The sequence below is a fragment of the Brevibacillus brevis genome (genome assembly GCF_900637055.1).
GTDB classification, from domain to species: domain Bacteria; phylum Bacillota; class Bacilli; order Brevibacillales; family Brevibacillaceae; genus Brevibacillus; species Brevibacillus brevis.
In genome coordinates this window covers 4820583-4840742 of the sequence record NZ_LR134338.1, presented here as the reverse complement: position 1 = coordinate 4840742, position 20160 = coordinate 4820583, and the positions used below count along the sequence as shown (strand labels likewise).

The 20160-nt window shown below is 48.9% G+C and carries 20 protein-coding genes; 16 read left to right on the top strand and 4 right to left on the bottom strand.

All coding sequences use genetic code 11. The features are described 5' to 3' along the window. The first annotated feature begins 155 nt into the window (after positions 1–155). Complete coding sequence (locus tag EL268_RS32920; protein ID WP_164724508.1) at positions 156–302, top strand: hypothetical protein; 147 nt, start codon at positions 156–158, stop codon at positions 300–302. Here EL268_RS32920 and EL268_RS23225 read toward each other — a convergent pair. After that, positions 299–889: a MerR family transcriptional regulator gene (locus EL268_RS23225; protein WP_106655620.1), complete on the bottom strand. Its 591-nt coding sequence runs from the start codon at positions 887–889 to the stop codon at positions 299–301. The two genes, EL268_RS32920 and EL268_RS23225, sit on opposite strands and share 4 nt — an antisense overlap. Before the next feature lie 273 nt (positions 890–1162). On the opposite strand from EL268_RS23225, the gene EL268_RS23220 reads away from it, so the two are divergent. The 3 genes from EL268_RS23220 (at position 1163) to EL268_RS23200 (ending at position 4346) form a co-directional block, all read left to right on the top strand. Beyond that, the gene (locus tag EL268_RS23220; RefSeq protein ID WP_106655619.1) at positions 1163–1357 is read left to right on the top strand and encodes a DUF2642 domain-containing protein; all 195 of its coding nucleotides are present in this window, start codon (positions 1163–1165) and stop codon (positions 1355–1357) included. Positions 1358–1490: 133 nt separating this feature from the next. Next, on the top strand, positions 1491–2186 hold the full coding sequence (locus EL268_RS23215) for a metal-dependent hydrolase (RefSeq protein ID WP_106655618.1): 696 nt from the start codon (positions 1491–1493) through the stop codon (positions 2184–2186). 1701 nt (positions 2187–3887) lie between these two features. Then, positions 3888–4346 carry a TspO/MBR family protein gene (locus EL268_RS23200; protein ID WP_106654077.1) on the top strand — a complete coding sequence of 153 codons (459 nt, stop codon included), beginning with the start codon at positions 3888–3890 and terminating at the stop codon, positions 4344–4346. A 12-nt stretch (positions 4347–4358) separates the two neighbouring features. Here EL268_RS23200 and EL268_RS23195 read toward each other — a convergent pair whose 3' ends face one another. Then, positions 4359–5651, bottom strand: coding sequence for an amidohydrolase (locus tag EL268_RS23195; RefSeq protein WP_106654039.1), 1293 nt, complete (start codon positions 5649–5651; stop codon positions 4359–4361). 219 nt (positions 5652–5870) lie between these two features. Between EL268_RS23195 and EL268_RS23190 the strand changes: the two genes are divergently transcribed. The 9 genes from EL268_RS23190 (at position 5871) to EL268_RS23150 (ending at position 15060) form a co-directional block, all read left to right on the top strand. After that, positions 5871–6728: a MurR/RpiR family transcriptional regulator gene (locus EL268_RS23190; RefSeq protein ID WP_456263994.1), complete on the top strand. Its 858-nt coding sequence runs from the start codon at positions 5871–5873 to the stop codon at positions 6726–6728. 17 nt (positions 6729–6745) lie between these two features. Continuing rightward, positions 6746–7783 carry a serine hydrolase domain-containing protein gene (locus EL268_RS23185; protein ID WP_106654041.1) on the top strand — a complete coding sequence of 346 codons (1038 nt, stop codon included), beginning with the start codon at positions 6746–6748 and terminating at the stop codon, positions 7781–7783. A gap of 26 nt (positions 7784–7809) precedes the next feature. Beyond that, positions 7810–9093, top strand: a complete 1284-nt coding sequence (locus EL268_RS23180) for an ABC transporter substrate-binding protein (protein ID WP_106654042.1) — start codon at positions 7810–7812, stop codon at positions 9091–9093. 138 nt (positions 9094–9231) lie between these two features. After that, positions 9232–10125, top strand: coding sequence for a carbohydrate ABC transporter permease (locus tag EL268_RS23175; protein ID WP_106654078.1), 894 nt, complete (start codon positions 9232–9234; stop codon positions 10123–10125). Between the two features lie 34 nt (positions 10126–10159). Beyond that, positions 10160–10984 carry a carbohydrate ABC transporter permease gene (locus EL268_RS23170; protein ID WP_106654043.1) on the top strand — a complete coding sequence of 275 codons (825 nt, stop codon included), beginning with the start codon at positions 10160–10162 and terminating at the stop codon, positions 10982–10984. Continuing rightward, complete coding sequence (locus EL268_RS23165; RefSeq protein WP_106654044.1) at positions 10971–11951, top strand: N-acetylglucosamine kinase; 981 nt, start codon at positions 10971–10973, stop codon at positions 11949–11951. Before EL268_RS23170 ends, EL268_RS23165 begins: the two co-directional genes overlap by 14 nt. A 127-nt stretch (positions 11952–12078) precedes the next feature. Further along, positions 12079–13491 carry an ATP-binding protein gene (locus EL268_RS23160; RefSeq protein ID WP_106654045.1) on the top strand — a complete coding sequence of 471 codons (1413 nt, stop codon included), beginning with the start codon at positions 12079–12081 and terminating at the stop codon, positions 13489–13491. 12 nt (positions 13492–13503) lie between these two features. Further along, positions 13504–13818 carry a DUF3870 domain-containing protein gene (locus EL268_RS23155; protein WP_007725309.1) on the top strand — a complete coding sequence of 105 codons (315 nt, stop codon included), beginning with the start codon at positions 13504–13506 and terminating at the stop codon, positions 13816–13818. 27 nt (positions 13819–13845) lie between these two features. Then, positions 13846–15060, top strand: coding sequence for a sensor domain-containing diguanylate cyclase (locus EL268_RS23150; protein WP_106654046.1), 1215 nt, complete (start codon positions 13846–13848; stop codon positions 15058–15060). Here EL268_RS23150 and nhaC read toward each other — a convergent pair. Further along, positions 15057–16409 carry a Na+/H+ antiporter NhaC gene (gene nhaC / locus EL268_RS23145; protein ID WP_106654047.1) on the bottom strand — a complete coding sequence of 451 codons (1353 nt, stop codon included), beginning with the start codon at positions 16407–16409 and terminating at the stop codon, positions 15057–15059. The genes EL268_RS23150 and nhaC overlap by 4 nt on opposite strands. 503 nt (positions 16410–16912) lie before the next feature. On the opposite strand from nhaC, the gene EL268_RS23140 reads away from it, so the two are divergent. From EL268_RS23140 to EL268_RS23130, 3 genes are read left to right on the top strand one after another with little or no spacing between them, the layout of a single operon-like run. Beyond that, positions 16913–17836, top strand: a complete 924-nt coding sequence (locus EL268_RS23140) for an NAD(P)/FAD-dependent oxidoreductase (protein ID WP_106654049.1) — start codon at positions 16913–16915, stop codon at positions 17834–17836. 21 nt (positions 17837–17857) lie between these two features. Beyond that, the gene (locus tag EL268_RS23135; protein WP_106654050.1) at positions 17858–18106 is read left to right on the top strand and encodes a glutaredoxin family protein; all 249 of its coding nucleotides are present in this window, start codon (positions 17858–17860) and stop codon (positions 18104–18106) included. A 45-nt stretch (positions 18107–18151) separates the two neighbouring features. Next, positions 18152–18706 carry a peroxiredoxin gene (locus tag EL268_RS23130; protein ID WP_106654079.1) on the top strand — a complete coding sequence of 185 codons (555 nt, stop codon included), beginning with the start codon at positions 18152–18154 and terminating at the stop codon, positions 18704–18706. A gap of 109 nt (positions 18707–18815) precedes the next feature. Here EL268_RS23130 and EL268_RS23125 read toward each other — a convergent pair whose 3' ends face one another. Continuing rightward, positions 18816–19730 (bottom strand): NAD(P)/FAD-dependent oxidoreductase, encoded by a 915-nt coding sequence (locus EL268_RS23125; RefSeq protein ID WP_106654051.1) that lies wholly within the window; start codon positions 19728–19730, stop codon positions 18816–18818. Between the last annotated feature and the right edge of the window lie 430 nt (positions 19731–20160).

Here is a 20160-nt window from a genome sequence, read left to right as displayed (position 1 = left end):
CTCCTGAACATTTATGATAATGAGAATCAATCTCTATTGGATCGATTATGATTATATAGAGAATGATTACTATTATCAATAAGAAATTTCCATAGAAAAGAATGGCGAAAACAGGAGAAAAACCGCGGAAAAAAGAGGAAAAGTAGAGGTGTTTTGTGGTAAGAGCGAAGGCTGCCCGGAGCAACTGGATGGAGCGTTTATCATGTGGATCTGGCCATTTCGTAAGCGAGACGTCCGGGCATCCTAAGCCAGCTGGCAGCGAGAAAAAAGAAGGCGACAATGTACAGTTTGCAGCCGTCTAGCGAATCCGAAAAAGCTTCTGCCAAATCGATGTTTTCCGTTCAGCATCTCTGATTTTGGCTAACTCGATTTTGGCATCCATAATGTCATTCATTGCCTTGGTCAAGCGGCGATCACGTTCCTTCAGGTTGTTGGTAATATAGGTTTCCTGCTTTTCTACACGTGCTAACAGCGCTAAGTAGGCGGCGTCTTGTTGCTGGACATGGGAAGCCAAGGCATGCAGCTTTTCATCCAGCTCTTCAAGAGCAGTGTGGTTCAGATCCGGATGTGAGGAAACAGGCGGGAATGCAACCGCAACGGCCGTTTCCTTTCGGGCAGGTTCAGGTGAGCTTTGCGTAGCAACCATTCGGGCAGCCTCATCTTGCGGAATGAGTTGGTCCTTCGTTAAGCTATAAAAGCGCTGAAGACACGTAATATCTACCTGCCTGTACTCCCGACGATTCTGACTATCCCGCAAAAACCAGTAGCCATGCTGTTCCAAGAGCATGCTCCACTTGCGCAAGGTGCTGGCCCCAATTCCTAACAGTCCCGCAACCTCTCTGCCACTGTACGTTCTCTCCCGTGCCAATAACTCGATAACCTCTCCCATGGAAATCCCTCCTCTGCGTAAATCCGCTCATCTCTTGCTATACCGTTTCTGTACGTCAAAATGGTTTTCCTTTTGGAATCGTGCGACAAAATCTAACAGTGTTCGTATGCAGCGCTGTAGCTTGGCGTAAATTTGCCATCAGACGACAAAGTTGGAGAGAAAGTATGAGGACAAATGACGGACGGGTACAAGTACATTTTCTCTTGAACTCCGCATGTGCTCAGTAGGGCTGTGCCAAATGTACATAGGATGCATGAGAAGGAGGGATTAACCATGGCATTCAGAGACCAGGTAAAAAAGTTCGAAGGTAGAAATGTTAAGGTTGAAACCGTAGATGGCACTTTTTTCGGCAGATTGGTAGAGGTAAAATCGTCCACCATTACTCTTCGAGAGAACAATGGTAACAACCGCACCATTATTCGGAATTCGAAAATTGTTGCCGTTACCGAACATGACGGTGATTGCTAAGTTCTAACCGTATAAAATTAGGATTTATTTCTCAGGCTGTCGAGTGATCGACGGCCTTTCCTATTCTTTGCACCCTGCGGCATGGTAACATAAAAGGGACTGAAAAAACGCTGCGAATAGAGGGGGTACCACTATGTTGGATATTCGGTTTCACGGACATTCTTCTGTGCAGGTAACAAGTGAAGGGCATTCGATCATGATTGATCCATTTATTTCTGGAAGCCCAGTGGCAGCAACCAAGCTGGAAGACATCTCTGTTCAGTACATCCTTCTGACACACGGACACCAAGATCATATTCTGGATGCGGTAGAGTTGGCCAAGAAAAACGATGCGACAATCGTTGCAACCCATGAGCTTGCTACCTACTTGAGCTGGCAGGGAGTCAAGACCATCTCGATGAATCTGGGAGGCTCTGTCAAACTTCCATTTGGAAAAGTGAAAATGACACAGGCGTTCCACAGCTCTGGTGTCGTACTGGATGATGAGCAACAAATCGTGTACATGGGAATGCCAGGGGGCTTTGTGATCGAGCTGGGTGGAAAAACGATCTATCACGCTGGGGATACAGGACTGTTTGGTGACATGAAGCTGATCGGAGAGCGTCATAATATCGATTTGGCGTTCCTGCCGATTGGAGATGTGTTCACAATGGGACCCGAGGATGCACTCGTGGCTGCCGAGTGGGTGCAAGCCGATTTTGTTGTGCCCATTCATTACGATACATTCCCGCCGATCAAACAGGATGGGGAAGCATTCGTAGCCGAGCTGGCTGAGAAAGACATCAGAGGCAAGGCATTGAAGCCAGGGGAGACATTGCGTCTGCCATAACACGATCTCGATACATAAACCCGCTAATCTACTTAGGATGAGATTAGCGGGTTTTTTATGAGTTCCTAGTATGTGGCTGCGGTGGGGAGAAGAATATTTCGAGTCTAGGCTCCAGGCTCCGTCCTGCTGGGGGTTGAGACTGCCCGCTCCGAAGGGATTTGCGGGGAAACGCAAAAGTGGTAGCCGCTTCGACGTAGGGGCACGTTGCGTTTCTTTTGCCCGCAAATCCCTTCTCCGCTCGGTAGGACTCCACAAGTCGCTACGTCTGGAAATATTCTTCTCTGTCGTAACTGATTACATTCCTCAATCTTTTAAGGCTTTTAAAACCTGTTGAATGCTGAAGGCTCGTAGAGGAAACAGGAGAAATAAGCGAAGATCTTAGGAACACCGACCGAGGCGCAATGAAAAAAAGAGAAACAAGCTTTTAGCGTCCACCTCTGAGACACATCCTGAATGGACAACTTTGGACGCGGGTTTCGCTTTTTTTCATGGAGCCGGGCAGTCAATCCCACAGGGGGTGGCCCTAGAAGCTGAGCGTTTTCTCCTGTTTCCTCCCCAGCACTACAGCAACAACTGTAAGGTTTTGAGTAAGTGGCTGCGGTGGGGAGAAGAATATTTCCAGTCTAGGCTCCAGGCTCCGTCCTACTGGGGGTTGAGACTGCCCGCTCCGAAGGGATTTGCGGGGAAACGCAAAAGTGGTAGCCGCTTCGTAGCACGGGCACGTTGCGTTTCTTTTGCCATGCAAATTCCTTCTCCGCTCGGTAGGACTCCACAAGTCGCTACGTCTGGAAATATTCTTCTCTGTCGTAACTGATTGCATTCCTCAATCTTTTAAGGCTTTTAAAAAACCTGTTGAACGCTGAAGGCTCGTAGAGGAAACAGGAGAAATAAGCGAAGATCTTAGGGACACCGACCGAGGCGCAATGAAAAAAAGAGAAACAAGCTTTTAGCGTCCACCTCTGAGACACATCCTGAATGGACGACTTTGGACGCGGGTTTCGCTTTTTTTCATGGAGCCGGGCAGTCAATCCCACAGGGGGTGGCCCTAGAAGCTGAGCGTTTTCTCCTGTTTCCTCCTCAGCACTACAGCAACAACTGTAAGGTTTTTTAGTGGCTGCGGTGGGGAGAAGAATATTTCCAGTCTAAGCTCCAGGCTCCGTCCTGCTGGGGGTTGAGACTGCCCGCTCCGAAGGGATTTGCGGGGAAACGCAAAAGTGGTAGCCGCTTCGACGTAGGGGCACGTTGCGTTTCTTTTGCCCGCAAATCCCTTCTCCGCTCGGTAGGACTCCACAAGTCGCTACGTCTGGAAATAACTGATTGCATTCCTCAATCTTTTAAGGCTTTTAAAACCTGTTGAACGCTGAAGGCTCGTAGAGGAAACAGGAGAAAACAGCGAAGATCTTTGGTACACCGACCGAGACGGAATGCAAAAAGTGAAACACGCCCTTAAGCGTCCACCTCTGAAATACATCCTGAAAGGACCACTTTGGACGCGGTTTCGCTTTTTGCATGGAGGCGGGCAGTGAATCCCCCAGCGGGTGGGACAAGAAGCTGAGCGTTTTCTCTTGTTTCCTCCCCGGCACTACAGCAACGTACCAAAAAGTTTTTTATACCAAAAAAGAAATCTCTGAAACTAGCATGAAAAGAGAAGGACCACTCATAGATATAGAAGAGAAAGAAGAGGAAAGGGTGACTGCCTGGATGAGATTGGTGCACAATAGTCTTCTATTTCTTGCGGGAGTGGTCCTCTATTCACTGGGTGGTCTTGCTTTTCCAGACGGTGGAGCCTGGTATGATTCCCTTGCCAAGCCCGATGGAACACCGCCAATCTACTTGTTTCGCATCATCTGGCTCATTTTATACGGACTCATAGCATGGTCGTTACTGATTTTGATTCGAACGAGGCAGATAGACCGCGAACTTTTGCTCCTATATGGAATCAATTGGTTTTTTCATCAACTTTTTTTCGTGTTGTTTATCGGGTATCAACTGCTCGTGTTGGCTGCGCTGGATACCATTTTGGTGATGTATTCGACTTGGGTGTTGATTCGTGCCATTCGTCCCCACCACAAAATCGCATCCTCGCTGCTCATTCCCTATTTCATGTGGAGCGTGTTTGCCATGTGTCTCGCGGTTGGCTTCTGCCTGCTCAACCTGTGAGCACAAAAGCAATTACAGACCTTCTACGAGTCGGCTAGCTCGCGCTGTCGCTTCTCTCTTTATTTCCTCCCAATGGAGGGTTTGGAATTGGCGCTGATGCATCAAAATTTCTCCGTTCACAATGGTTGTATCCACATCGGCTCCTGTCACGCTATAGGCAAGCAGGGCAGGGATGTCATGGACAGGCTGTAGATGAGGTTTATCCAGATCGATCAGGATGAGGTCAGCTCTCTTCCCGGCTTCCAAGGTTCCGACCTCGTGATCGATCGCAAGCAGCTTTGCACTTTCGATGGTAGCCATGCGCAATGCCGCTTCGGCAGGCAGTACCGTCGGATCACCGTGCTTGAGCTTTTGCATCCAAGTCGCGGCTTTGATCTCGGCAAACATATCGAGAGTCGTAGCACTGCCAGCACCATCTGTTCCCATCCCGACAGTGACCCCAGCCTCGATCAGTTCTCTGACAGGGGCGATGCCGCAGCCGAGCTTCAAATTGCTGACAGGATTATGTGCGACACCGCCTCTCATCCCGCGAAGAAGTGCAACATCGGATTCATTCAAATGAACAGCATGCGCGAGCAAGACGTGCGTATCGTGGAACATGCCCAGTTCATGCAAATACTCCGTGGGAGTCTGATTGTACTTGGCCCGGATTTTCTCTCCTTCCTCAATCGTTTCAGCCAGATGGATGTGGAGCGGGATTTGGCGCTTGCGGGCAAGCTCGATGACTCCTTGCAAAGGCTTCGGCGGGCACGTATAAGGAGCGTGTGGACCGAGCATCGTCGTGATTCTGCCATCGCCAGACCCCGTCCAGTTGTCGATAAGGTCTAAGGCTTCGGCCATTCGTCGTCCTCCGTCATCCTCGAGAAAGACCATGCCGCGTGTCAAGGAAGCACGTATACCGGAATCAAGTACCGCTTGGGCAACAGCATCCATATGCACGTACATATCGGCAAAAGCGGTCGTGCCAGAGGCGATCATTTCCGCAATCCCGAGTGTCGTTCCCCAGTAGACATCTTCTCTTGTCATTCGGGCTTCAGCCGGGAGCATCTTTTTGTCCAACCAATCCATCAGCTTGAGGTCATCGGAAAAAGAACGCAGCAAGGACATGCTGGCATGGTTGTGCGCGTTGATGAGACCGGGCATCGCTACCCTATTTTTAGCCAGTATGACACGGTCGGCTTCTTCTTCAAGGGATGATCCGATTTTGGCGATTCGACTATCCACGATCCAAATATCCCCGAGAAATGGCTTCTCTCCCTCAACCATCGTCACTATCATGCAGTCTTTAATCAGTAACGTTTTCATGGGAAAATCCTCCTTTTTATTCCTGGTAGCGATGCAAGCGTAAAGCTTGACGCCGCGAGAAAGTCAAGGGGGGAATTTTTAGAAAAAGAGAGAACAAATTCAGGAGAGTTGTACTGAGCTTCGTGATATTGAAATATTGTTTATTAGATAACAATTGACGAGAGAAATAATGCTACATAAAATGTAGATAAGATTTGGGGGAAGAAAGCGATGTCACATATGTTAAATGGAGGGCTTGTCAGCCTGCATGCAATCTTGGATCAATTGAAGCCTTCGGAGCGAAAAGTCGCTGATTATATCCTGGCTCACCCGGAAGATGTCGTGAAGCTTTCTGTCCAAAAACTGGCGGAATATAGTGGGGTTTCCGAGGCGACGATTATCCGTTTGGCTCGCTCTCTTAATATGAAGGGATATCAGGAGCTAAAGCTGCGTGTCGCGGGAGATTTGACGAAACAGACGGCGATAGGCAGCTATCAGGAGATTATGATGGAGGGTTCAGTTGAATCGATTATGCAAGCGGTCAGCTGGAATAATATTCAATCCATCCAGGATACGCTCTCCGTCTTGTCCAACGAAGAAGTAAAGAAAGCAGTCGACGTGCTGTCGGTAGCCAGAAAGATCGATGTCTACGGCGTCGGAGCATCGGCGGTCATTGCCGACGATATCCGGCAAAAATTTTCGCGGATTAACTTGTGGTGCGAGGCTTATTCGGATTTTCACGCACAATTGACGTCGGCCGTCACGTTGACGGAAAAAGACGTGGTCATCGGCATATCTTATTCAGGACAGACCGAAGACATTATTCAATCGTTGACGGAGGCCAAGCAGCAAGGAGCGACCATCATTACCCTGACCAAATTCGGTCCCTCGCCTGTAGCCGAACTAGCCAACATCCGGCTGTTCACCAGCTCGGTAGAAAAAAGCATTCGCAGCGGAGCCATGGCTTCACGCATTGCCCAATTAAACGTCATCGATATTTTGTTTATTACTATGATCAGCAGGATGCAAGAGCAAGTCATTCCCCTGTTGGAAAAATCAAGGCTTGCTGTCAGTCGGACGAAACGCTCATCGACGTAGGAGAAGGGAGGGAAGACATGGACGATCTGGAGCTGCTATTGCAAGGATGGGTGGACAACGGTTTGTTGCCGGGAGCTGCCTTGCGAATCGTGCGTGATCGTCGTATCTGGTATGCGTGTGATGTCGGAACGACGAGTATCGCCAAAGACCAGCGGGTGACGCCGGATACCATGTTTGACCTGGCGTCGCTCACCAAAGTAACGGCGACGCTGCCTGCTATCCTCTTGCTTGTGCAGGAGGGAGTGGTAGCGCTAGATGATCAGATTGGACGATTTTTCCCCGATTGTCCCGCTGATAAGAAGCGGATCACACTCGCACAGCTGCTTACGCATACATCAGGAATGCCGGCAGATTTGGCAGAGAGAAGACGCGATAGCGAGATCGATTTGCCAGAGTTGTTGTATGCGCAAGAATTGATTCACAAACCAGGGTCCCGTGCAGTTTACAGTGATTTGGGCATGATCTGGTTGGGCCTTGTTATCGAGCAAGCAACAGGAGAGCGCTTGGATCAGTTTGTTACCCGGCGCATCTTCACCCCATTGGGCATGACACATACCGTTTACTGTCCGGATCGGTTTATTTATCGGAATATTGCGTCTACTGAATATTGCAGCCTCACCAACGCCTACATCACAGGCGAGGTTCATGACGAGAAAGCTTTTGCGATGGGAGGGGTTGCCGGACATGCTGGACTCTTCTCAACGGCTGACGATCTGTGCCGATACGCGATGAGCTGGTTGTACCAAGATCCTCGATTACTTGCGTGCGAATGGTACGAACTGGCGATTCGCAATCATGCGGAGCAAGCAGGTGGGTGTAGAGGGTATGGCTGGGAGCTCAATCAAGCTTCCACCACGCTGAGCTGTGGAAGCGGCTTGCATCGTAAGAGCTTCGGGCATACGGGCTTTACTGGTACCAGTATGTGGATCGACCCGGAGCAACAGTTTGCTGTCATCTTTCTTACCAACGTCGTACATCTAGGCCGCAATCATCAGCTTCGGCAATTACGGCCGATTTTGCATGATGCTGTTACGGCCCAGCTTTTGCAGACCTAAGGGAAGAAAAAGGGGGAGGGTTTCGCATGAAGCAATTTCGTTTTCGTTATGTAGCTTCTATCGTGTTGGCTGCGGTTATGGTGGTGACAGGATGTAGCGGTGGAGGAAACGAAACAGAGTCTGGCGGCGGGCAGGGTGGAGGACAGCAGGTAACACTCTCGATGCATAGCTGGCGTGTAGAAGACACGGAGGGCTACAAAGCAATCATCAAAGCTTTTGAGGCAGACAATCCGAATATCAAGATCGACTTCAAGCCATTCAAAGCAACGGAGTACAATACCATCCTGAACACGGCGCTCCAAAGCGACAGTGGTCCAGATATTTTGCAGCTGCGTCCCTACGCTCCGGGGATTGCCCTGGCTGAAGCAGGACATCTGGAGCCTCTCGACAATGTGCCAGGCATATCTACCATACCAAAAGACGTCCTTGCAGCGGCCACAGGTAAAGATGGTAAAGTCTACGGTGTCCCACTATCCCTGAACTCCACGCAATTTTACTACAACAAGAAAATCTTCGAGCAAAATAGCCTCCAGGCACCGAAAAGCTGGGATGAGCTGATCGCGACAGCCAAAACATTGAAAGAGAAAGGAATCGTCCCAATTTCTTTCGGAGCAAAGGAGGGCTGGCTCCTCTCTCTCAGTCATGGTGTGATTGCTCCAGCTAGCTACAGCGGAACGGACTATCTCGACAAGCTCCTAAAAGGAGAAAGTGACCTGAAAAGCGCCGAGTTCCTCGAATCCGTGCAGCGTATGCAAGAGCTTATCCCTTATTTCCCGGAAAATTATGTGGGTCTCGAATTGAATGATATGCGGACGTTGTTCGCCACGGAAAAAGCAGCGATGTTCATCAATGGCAGCTTTGAACTGGAAGGCATCAAAAAGCTCAACCCCGATTTGCCACTTGATTTCTTCCCGATGCCAACCGATGACGGAAAACAAGTCCTGACAACCTGGGTCGATGGCTCGTATGCCGTCAATGCCAAGTCCAAGCACAAAGAAGAGGCATTGAAGTTCATGGAATTCATGGCGACGAAAAAGTTTGGGGAGCTATTCGCGAATCAGTTCAAACGAATCAGCGCGGTGCCAGGTGTATCGACTGACGATCCGTTGGTAAACAAGATGGCAGAGCTGTCCCAATCAAGCGCCACACCCTATTTGATGGTGGTCAACTTCGCGGAAGGAAAACCGACGACGAAGCAAACATTGGAAAACGCCCTCCAAGGCATGTATTTAGGCAAGCTCACCCCTGAGCAGGTCGTAGAAGAAGTACAAAAGTCTGCGTCTACCTGGTTTCCTCCCTTTAAAAAGTAGAAAATAGCAGACGGAAAGGGGGAGTGGACCTGAGTTGGGTACACTCCCGGCTTCTGAACAGGCCGCGATGATTTTCGTAAAAAAGGGGTGGGTATCATCGAGACGGTAAACCGGAAAAGCATTCGAACAAAGGGGCAAGTGCGCTGGATGATACACTTGTTTCCGCTGCCCGCGCTTGTTATGTATACGTTGTTTGTCGTGTACCCGATCTTTTCGGCATTCTTATACAGCTTGTACGACTGGAATGGCATCAAGCGCGGGGTTTTTGTTGGACTGCAAAATTTCATTACGCTGTTTATGGTAGAGCCTTTCAACGAAATGTTCTGGAATGCTTTTCGGCATAACGTCTTCTACTTTGTGGTCGAAATGATCGTGCAAAATGGGATTGCTTTCGGACTGGCTTTTCTCATTTATCGCAAAATACGAGGTTCCGGGTTCCTCAAGATCGCTTATTTCATGCCAAGGCTGCTGTCAGTTATTGTGATTGGGTTTTTGTGGAAATTAATTTTAAATCCGAATTACGGTGCACTCAATACCGTTTTGGCAAAAATTGGTCTAGAAGAGTGGGCCAGACCGTGGCTCGGGGACCCGGGTACAGCGCTTCTCGCGATTATTTTGATTAACTGCTGGTTTGGCATAGGCTTTGCCATGCTGATCTTTTTGGCGGGACTACAGTCGATCCCGGAGGATTTGATCGAGGCGGCGAGATTGGATGGGGCAACAGGCTTGCGGATGCTGTGGAAGATTATTTTGCCGCTGTGCATGCCAGCAATCACGATTATGACGATATTTACGTTCATTCAGGCGTTTGAAGCGTTCGAGCTCGTCTACGCCATGCAAGGCTCGATGGGTGAGCCGTTTTATTCGACGGATACGCTGGCGGTTTACTTTTATCGCATGGCGTTTAGCAGCGGAGCTGGGGATGTCACCCTTGGACTCGGTTCGGCGTTGGCTGTCGTGTTGTTTTTCATCGTCGGGTCTGTGTCGGCGCTGTCACTCTATTTGATGAGGAAGCGAGAAGTCCAACACTAATTTGCGTGTTCCTGCGTGGAAAGGAGAATGCGCTGTGAAGATGACTGTGGGTGGGAGAGCTGTATCTTATGTGCTGGCGTATTTATTCGCGTTAGTCGCACTATATCCGATCGTACTGATGATCGCTTCTTCGCTAAAGACGAACATGGAGATTTTTGCAAGTCCGCTCTCCCTTCCCAAGACATTTAGCCTGGATACGTATAAAAAGCTGTGGGAAGCCGTGCCTTTTGCTGACTTTTTATGGAACAGTGTATTTGTCAGTGCCATGTCTGTCTTGTGCATTACGGTTTTTTCAGCGATGGCGGCCTTTTACTTGTCGCGCTTTTCCTTTAAATGGACAGGGGGGCTATACTTCTTTTTCATTATTGGCCTGATGATTCCGATCAAGCTGGGGATCGTTCCCTTGTTTTTGCTGATGAAGAATCTCGGGCTCTTGAATTCATTGTGGTCGCTGATTTTGATTTATACGGCGAGTGGCATTCCGATCTCTGTTTTTATTTTGACGGGCTTCTTTCGGACGTTGCCAATCGAGCTGGAGGAAGCGGCGCGGATCGATGGGTGCAGCCATTTTCAGGTGTTTTGGCGCGTGCTCTTGCCGCTGATTCGTCCGGCCTTGGCTACGGTGGTCATTATTAATTTCATTCATGCGTGGAACGACTTTTTCTTCCCGTTGATTTTCATTCAAGAGGAAGCGCTCAAGACGATTCCGGTAGGCATGATGGTGCTGTTTGGAGAATATGAAACGGATTGGAGCCTGCTGTTTGCTGGGCTCACGTTGTCTGCCTTACCGATGATCGTCGTGTTTTTGATGGCATCGAGGCAGTTTATGGAGGGGTTGACGGCAGGTGCAGTCAAGTAATGGGGAAAAGTGGTTTATCGGGATCGATGGGGGCGGAAGCAAAACCAGAGCAGCCATATGCAATGAGGCAGGACAGGTACGGGCAATTGTGGTTGGGGAATCATCAAACCCGCTTTCCAGGAGCTGGGGGGATGTGGAAGCTACTCTACGCGAACTCATTGATGCTGTGAGGATAAAGGCAGGTGCCAAAAAAGAGGAAGTAGCCAGTCTGTTTATCGGACTTGGCGGTGCAGATCGTCCGCAGATCAAGGAAAGAATTCAGCATGCCTTTGCCGATGAGTGGGGAGAACGACTATTGATTGATAATGATGTCATCGCAGCCCTTTACGCGGGGACGTGGGGGCAGCCAGGCGTCGTTCTCCTTGCCGGTACGGGCTCGATTGCCTGTGCCTTTTCAAAAGAGGGGGCGAGGCACCGTGTAGGTGGATGGGGGTATCTGGTAGGAGATGAGGGCAGCGGGTTTGATTTGGGCAAAAAAGCGGCAATCGCCGTCATGCGCGAATACGATGGGCGCGGTGAATCGACAGTACTGACGAGACTGTTTATGGACCACTATGGCGTAGAGCGTCCTGATGAGCTGATCAGCCTGATCTACGGGGGAAGCAATCCGAGAAAGGAGCTGGCAAAAACGAGTCAGCTCGTGGAACAAGCCGCAACACTAGGCGATCCGGTGGCGAATGCATTGATCAAGCAAGCAGTGGAGGATTTGCTGGAATTGGCCGATGCTTGCTTAAAAAAGGTCCAGGAGCCCGTACCGGTCGTTTTGGCGGGAGGATTGTTAACTGCCAGTACAATCCTTCGGGAACAACTGGTTGCGAGAGCTTCGTTTCAAACGGTCATTCCCATCGTATCACCTGTTGTCGGAGCGCTGGTTGCAGCTGTCACACAGCTGGGCTTGGCTGTTGACGAAAAAATGGCAGAGCAACTGCGTGTCAGTGCAGAGGTACTGGAAAAATCGCATATTTAAATTTTCCGGGGGATGGAAACAACAGAGCGAATAGGGTAAAATTGGGTGAGAATAGGATTTGAGAACGTTGCAGGCTATTTCCGTAATTTGGAGTAGCCGTTTTCTCGTCCCAGGAGGGAGGGGCACGATGAAAAATTTATTGGATAGTGGATGGAGAAGTGGTCATCTCTATCGTTCCTTTTTTGATCAAATGATTCAGGCCACTTTTCTGCTCGATCAATTTGGTAGAGTTTTTAAAGGCAATCCTGCCTGTCAAGTGTTGAACGGCTACTCCGTAGAAGAATGGGAAGGGTCTTCATTTTGGAAGCTGGCTGTTTCGGAAGAACAGGAAATGGTACGCCTTCAAACACAATTTGCGATGAATGGCGATTCGAGACCTTTTTTCACCGCTTTTCGTCACAAGGATGGCACAACTATTCCCGTGCATATTACATATGGAACCTTTTGGGAGGAAGGCACGTCTATTGGGTATTATGCGATGGTACAGAAGCTTCCAGCCTCATTAGGGGACAGCTATGGTTCCAAACAGTGCAGAGTATTGGATATTTCCGGTGAAGGTGCGTTCATCTTCCGTGCTGGGGAGCTTCAATACGTCAATCAAGCAGGGATACAACTGGTGGGGGCTTCTGGCTTGGACGAGCTGTTATGGTATCCATTTCAGTCGTTTTTCCATCCCCGTGATGTAGCGAAGATCAAGGGCCTCATCCGCACTTTGGAAGAAGGGGAAACGGCCGCGCCAATTGAGGTCGAGCTGATCCGTTTGGATGGCAGTCGGACAGAGGTAGAAGTGTGTGGAACATCCGTGCCGATTCAGGACAAGCTCTCCATGTACATATTGATCCGAGATATTACGGAACGCAAACGGGCGCAAGAATTTTTGCAAAACTCGGAAAAACTCGCGCTGGTCGGGCAATTGGCCGCAGGGATCGCGCATGAGATACGCAATCCGCTTACCTCGTTAAAAGGCTTTGTGCAATTAATGCAAAAGGATGGCATGAGAAAGCCGGAGTATTTTTCGATTATGAGCTCTGAATTGGCGCGAATCGAGATGATTGTCACGGAGCTGTTGGTCTTGGCGAAGCCGCATACCACTGTGTTTGAAGCCCGCGATCTGTCCAACCTGATCACGCATGTGGTTACGCTCTTGGAGACGGAGGCGATTTTGAAAAAGGTCATGATTCAGGTCGTTTTCGAATCGGAAGTCCCCTTGATCCATTGCGATGAGAATCAGTTGAAGCAAGCCTTCATTAACTTTTTGAAAAATGGGATCGAAGCGACCGCAGGGAATGGAGAAATTGTGATTCGACTGCGGTGTGAAGATGACCGAGTCGTCATTCGGTTTGAAGACAATGGAGTGGGGATCCCGGCCCATCAGATGGCGAGATTGGGAGAGGCTTTTTTCACGACGAAGGAAACGGGGACGGGCCTGGGATTGATGGTGAGCCGCAAAATCATTGAAAACCATCGGGGGACTCTGCGGTTGATAAGCACCCCGGGTAACGGAACGGCAGTCGAGGTATGCTTGCCGATCAGCAGCTAGGAGGACGACTGGATGAACAAAAATACGGTACTGACAGCAGGCTTCGCCCAAATCCCCAAGGGAACTACCTTGTACGAGGTTTCTACCATGGTAGGCTGTGTACTCATTATTGATGTAGACGCCGAAGTGATTTGCGACGCCAGCTTTACCTTTGTCATGGACAAGACGAGCGAGTTTTTGGTGAGCTTGCTTGTAGGCAAGACGGTTGCAGATGGCATGCAGGAGATCACAAAGGCGATCCAAGAACGTTTTTTAGCACCTGGTCAGGGAGCTGTCTTGCAAGCCATCCGTGCAGCTATTGAGCGATATCATGAAAAAAAAGCGTAAAGCTACCCAATAGCCGGAGGGTTGAATATGCATGAGAAGCACGACGTTAGAGAAGCGTATGCAAGACAGTTGTTGGAGCGTTATAGCCAATGGCTCGGCAACATAGAAGAAGTCGAGCTTGGCGAGGTTGAAGCGGTATCTCGTGAGGTAGACAGTATGCTGTCGGAACAGGACAGTGCCTTGCATGCAGAACTGCTGAAGCAGATTGTGGAGCTGCGAAATAAGGTAACCGAAATGATGTGGATCTCCGAGCACATGAAGATTTTGCACGACCTCAGCCACATTTTTGCCAAAACGTTTGAGGAAAGCAAAATTTTGTGGAAAGCATTCGAGCTGGTCTCGCGCGTGATGCGTGCTGATGCTTTCTTTATTGCCTTTTATGATGAAGGAGACAGTGAGATCAGAATTCCGATCAGCATCGATAATGGGGTCAATTATGGTCCGCTCACCATTCCTTATGGGCAAGCGATGGTGTCCAAAGTGATTGATACACGGGAAACCATCCACATCAAGACGATGAAGAACGAGCCAAGCGAGCCAGAAATGATCCGCTGGGGAAGCCCGGAAATTGATACGAATACATGCATTTTCGTTCCACTCATGCTGGGGAATCAGATCAAAGGCGTTATTTCTGCCCAGTCTTATCGCGAGTTCGCCTATAAAAAAGAGCACGAGGAACTACTGAAAATCATAGGTTTTCAGGTAGCAAGTGCTATCGAAACGGCGCGCTTGTATGAGCGAATGTACCAGATGTCGTTTCAGGATGAGCTGACAGGGATTGCGAACTATCGTGCTTTCCATCGTGATTTGGAAAAGCTGCTGAGTGAAGAAGATGCGTCTGTCTCTTTGATCATGCTGGATTCAGACAGCTTAAAAGCGGTGAACGACCATTATGGTCATCATGCAGGGGACGCACTGATTAAGCAAATTGCCGAAGCGATGAAAGAAGTGGCGGGACCAGAGGATACTGCGTATCGTTATGCGGGAGACGAGTTCATGCTGCTCTGCCCCGGATCATCCATGGAGATGGCGGAGAAAAAAGCGCATGCCATTCGGGAATATTTGCGAGTGCGCCCCTTAACACAGGACGATTGCTGTATCTTGATTGCGGTCAGTGTTGGCATTGCGCGCTACCCTCAAGACGCAAACACGGCAGATGGCTTGAAGCGGGCAGCAGATGAGGCACTGTACCGCTCCAAGCGCAAAGGAAAAAACTGTACGACCGTGTATGCAGCCGGCTAAGCTTTCTGCCGACGCATGGCGAATAGAAACGTCAAAATTGGCGAGACCCACAGGTAGATGACATAAGGCAAGTATTCCACTGTAGATACATGCAAGGTAGCGGTAAAGAATGCACCACTTACCCCCCATGGAATGAGTGGGTTGACGAGTGTCCCGCAGTCTTCGAGAGTACGAGACAGTCGTCTGCTCGCCATTCCCCGAGTTGCAAATGCTTCACGAAACATCTGCCCAGGGAGCAGGATGGACAAGTATTGTTCTCCTGTCAGAAGATTCACGAGAATAGAAGAAGATCCGGCAAGTCCGACCATCTCAGCGTCTCGTTTGATTCGATTGATGAATCCGGAAAAGAGTGCATGAAACACACCGCTGTATTGCAGGATGCCCCCTAATGACAAGGCAATCAAAATCAAGGCGAGGGACCAGGTCATCGACAACAGTCCACCACGGTCCACAATCGAGGCAACGGCTTCATTGGCGATATTGCTGACGAAGCCTTTTTGCATGACAGTCATCCATTCGACCGGAGAGGTAACTCCTTCCGATAGAGCAGCTGTGACAATCCCGCTCAAAATCCCGAATACCAATGTAGGCAAAATCGGTTTTCGCAGCGCTGAGCATAACAGGACGACGAATGCTGGCAGCAGCGATAAAAGGCCAAGCGAGAAGTTCTGTTCCAAAGCAAGCTGGATTTCTTGAATGGCGTCTAGATTCACACTGGCGCTTTGTCCCTGAATTCCAAAGAAAATCGCGGTAATGACAAGGGCAGGAACGGCAGTGCGTGACATGAACTTGACGTGCTCCGACAAGGAAACGCCTGCAATAGCAGCCGCAAAGTTGGTCGTGTCGGAGAGCGGCGACATTTTATCCCCGAAGCAGGCTCCACAAATAATGGCTCCGGCTGTAATCAACGGGTCAAGTCCGAGTGCAGTCGAGACCCCCATCATAGCGACCCCTACCGTACTAATCGTGGTAAAGGAGCTTCCTGTAACAGTCGAGACGATCACCGTCAGAAACAGGGCGGAGAGTGTGAAGTACTCCGGTGAGATGATCGAAATGCCGAGGTGCAGAATCATCGGAACGGTTCCACTCATCATCCACACCCCGATCAAAATTCCGATTAAGGAAAGAATCAGCATGGGGGCGATCGCGGTTTGAATCCCTTTGATCAAGCCCTCCTCCATTTGCTTCCACGGTATGCCGAACAGGAAGAGAAGAGTGGCAGCTCCTATCGTTGCGAGGAAGAGCGGCATATGCGGCTCAACTTTGCCCCAGAAAAGGGCAGGAAACAAGATTCCGAATACGGTGACAAGCACCCAAATACTTTGCGAAAAAGATAATGGCTTATTCATAATGGCAACTCCTTGTTAAATCAGGCTGAAGCAATAAGAAGGTACATTTTTACTTTCGCACTTTTGTGCTTTCTTGCTTTTTTGCTTTTGTGCGTTCAAGTGTTAGTGGTACTTTATCCTGATTTACTTGTTTCGTCAACGAAATGGGGTGAATTCGGAATTGCAAAATAATACAGATTAGTGGGTGTTTTTCCATATCCAGGAAATAGCGGAGAATGAAGTTATGAATATCGGAAGAATGATGACGATTGATGGAGGTAAGTAAGATAACAATTAAAAGTTTTAGAATTTGCAGGGAGACAAGCTTGGGTAGAATAATTGGTAATTGTAGTGTGATGAGGTCCGCCCGTGAAGGAGGCGGACTTTTTTTATACCTTGGTTGAAAGTCCTTATTTAAAATAATTATAAAAAGATATTGACTTTCAAATTGTATCAAGTACAATGATAATTGTTCCTAGTTGATAATAATTATAATTTGATAGTAAGGAAAGGGGGAGCCGTTCATGTATGATGTCATCATCATCGGTGGAGGACCAGCTGGTGCTTCCGCTGCCATTTATACAGCTCGTGGAAATCTAAAGACACTCGTCATCGATAAGGCACCCGGAACCGGGGCGCTTGCCTTGACACATAAAATCGCCAACTACCCAGGGGTCGAAGGCGAGATGACAGGGAAAGAACTGTTGGATAAAATGCGCAGACAAGCGGAGGGCTTCGGTGCGGAATTCATCCAGACTACGATTTCTGCGGTAGATGTAGAGGATGAGGAAAAAAGCATCTTCACAGCGCATGGTACTTTCGAAGCGAAGGCCGTGATCGTAGCGACTGGTTCCAAAGGACGCAACCGTATGCTTCCAGGAGAAGAGGAATTACTCGGACGAGGCGTGAGCACTTGCGCGACATGCGACGGAGCTTTTTATGAAGGCAAGCACGTGGCGGTCATCGGTGATACGGAGGAAGCATTGGAAGAAGCGCATGCACTGACCAAATTTACGGACAAAATCACTTTCTTGGTGCCGCGCGCTGACCTTCAAGGGGTAGAAGAACTGCCTGAGCTGCCGAACACCGAAATGCGTTTCCGTACACGCCCGCTGGAAATCGTGGGAGAGAAGTCGGTCGAAGGGTTGCGCATTCGCACGGCAGAGGGAACAGAAGAAATGCTGTCCGTAGACGGGGTTTTCGTCTTCCTGTCTGGCAGCAAGCCAGGTACCGACTTCCTGGACGGACAAGTTCCTCTCGATGAGGAAGGATTTATGATTCTGGATGAGTTCATGCAGTCTTCTGTTCCAGGCGTATTTGGAGCGGGTGAGGTGCGTAAAACACCTGTAAAGCAAGCAGTAGTCGCCGCGGCAGACGGTGCCATTGCAGCGATGGCTGTAGACAAATACATCAACAAGCGTTCTAAAGTCGTTCCACAATACAAATAGAAGAAAAGGAGAGAATCAAACATGGCACAAGCAATCGTATACTCCAGCACTAATTGCAACTTCTGCAAGCAATTAAAGACGTATTTGACAGAACAAAACATTTCTTTCGAAGAGCGTAACATCGATGAAAAAGATGAGTACGGCCAGGAGCTGAGTCGTTTAGGTGTGATGTCTGTTCCTTTGACAGTCATTGGTGAGAAGCAAATTTTGGGCTTCAACCCGACACGTATCAAAAAAGCACTGGCAGCATTGGAAGAGGCTGCGAAGTAAATTTCATCAGATCCCATATAAAAGGAGAGATTTATCATGACAACAATGACAACGCAGCAAACTGTTCAACTTCAAGTAGGAAAACCGGCACCTGACTTTAATATGCTCACGACCAAAAACATCGAGACACTGGAAGAACGTGTGTCGCTGGCTGACTACAAAGGAAAATGGCTGATTTTGTTCTTCTGGCCGTTTGACTTCACATTCGTTTGCCCGACAGAGGTAACTTCGTTTAGTGACAACATGGAAGAGTTCGAAGATTTGGATTGCGAAGTGCTGGGCGTATCCACAGATAGCGTACATACGCACCGGGCATGGATCAAAACACCGCGCGATGAAAATGGCATCGGTGAAGTAAACTTCCCGCTCGCGAGCGACTTCAAAAAAGAGACGGCACGAGCTTATGGCGTCCTGGACGAAGAGACCGGTGCAGCTCACCGTGGCTTGTTCATCATCGATCCAGACGGCATTCTGCGCTACCAAGTGGTAACTGACATGAACGTAGGTCGCAGCGTGGCAGAGACGACTCGTATTTTGCAAGCCCTGCAAGCTGGCGGTCTGTGCCCAGCGAACTGGAAGCCAGGACAGAAGACGCTGTAATCAAAAAAAGATCCATTGTTTCTATAATATAGAAGAGGGACAGTCCCACCCGTCTTTTGCAGACGGAGGGATTGTCCTTTTTTTAGGGAAGGAACATGTAGGGATGAAGCTAACTCCGACGATTCCATGCCTCTAAAAGCAGTTCGTTGTTGATACTCATGCCAGCTACAGAGCCAAGAGCCGCGGCAGTAATCACTTGGTATTGTGTAGTTGCTGCATCGCCTGCACTATAGACACCCGGTACGCTCGTTTTCCCAAAATTGTCGACGATGACCATTCCTGTTTCCGTCACCTGGCAGCCTAATGCTCGCGGCAAGTCAGATCCAGCCACGAGTTTTGGAGCAAAAAAGATTCCCGTGCACGAAATGCTGTTGCCATCTGCAAGATCAACGCGCTGTACCCTCCCATCGACAGACACAATTCGCTCGATTGGGGAGTCAAAGACAGGAACGTGATGCTGCAACAGTTCCAATCTTTGTTCTTCCGTGAATTCATCTGGTCCATTGGTGCAGAGGGTGTAATGATTGGTCCAACCAGATAGCATCTTTGCCAAGTGCAATGCTTTCTCTCCGTTGGCGATCAAGACAAGTGGCTGGTCGCGTAATTCCCATCCATCGCAATAAGGGCAGACAAAGGCACTCTTTCCATACACTTCTGCTAATCCGTTAACAGGCAAAGGGAGATCCTTCATTCCCACTGTGAACAGCAGCTTTTTGCTTTGATAAGTCGTTCCCTTTGCAGTCGTAATGAGAAAACTTCCATCGTGTCCTGTGATCGTTACAGCTGTATCCTCCACAAAGTGAACGGAGGGGTAGGCGCTGATTTGCTCCCTTGCTATGTGATGAAAATCGCTCGGAGTGATGCCGTCTCTCGTAAGAAAGCCATGCGACTCACGTGTAACGCGATTGCGTGGACGGCCTTCATCGATCACGACCACGCTTTTTCTTGCCCTGCCCAGCGCGAGAGCGGCACTCATCCCTGCTGGTCCGCCGCCAATAATTCCTACATCGATAAGTTGATCCATGCTCGTATACCACCTTTATAGATTCTTTATATCTACAATTAAAAAGCAATAAGCTCATTCTCTCTAGTTTCCTGCAAGAAGACTGGGGTTCAGAGCAACACCCTGTACAATAAATGTAACCATTAAGGACCCTTGATATCTATTATAAACAAACCTTCCAAAGAATCAAGACGAAATACACTTTATATTCTTTTTGTAAATAATCCCTTATATCGGCAAAATCCAGCGACTTCCAAATAGTAGCAACCTACCATTTTCACAAGCAAAAAGGAAAAAAAAGGAAGAGAAAATATACCTAATTGAGAAAAAGTGTGGGCCAGAAGACCGTCCCGGTTGCAGGACTTCCTTCCAAAAAACGTAGGACGTTGGAGGTGAATCCGTCCCAACATTACATTTTCATGACAAATCTGAAAAAGACACAATAGTGAAT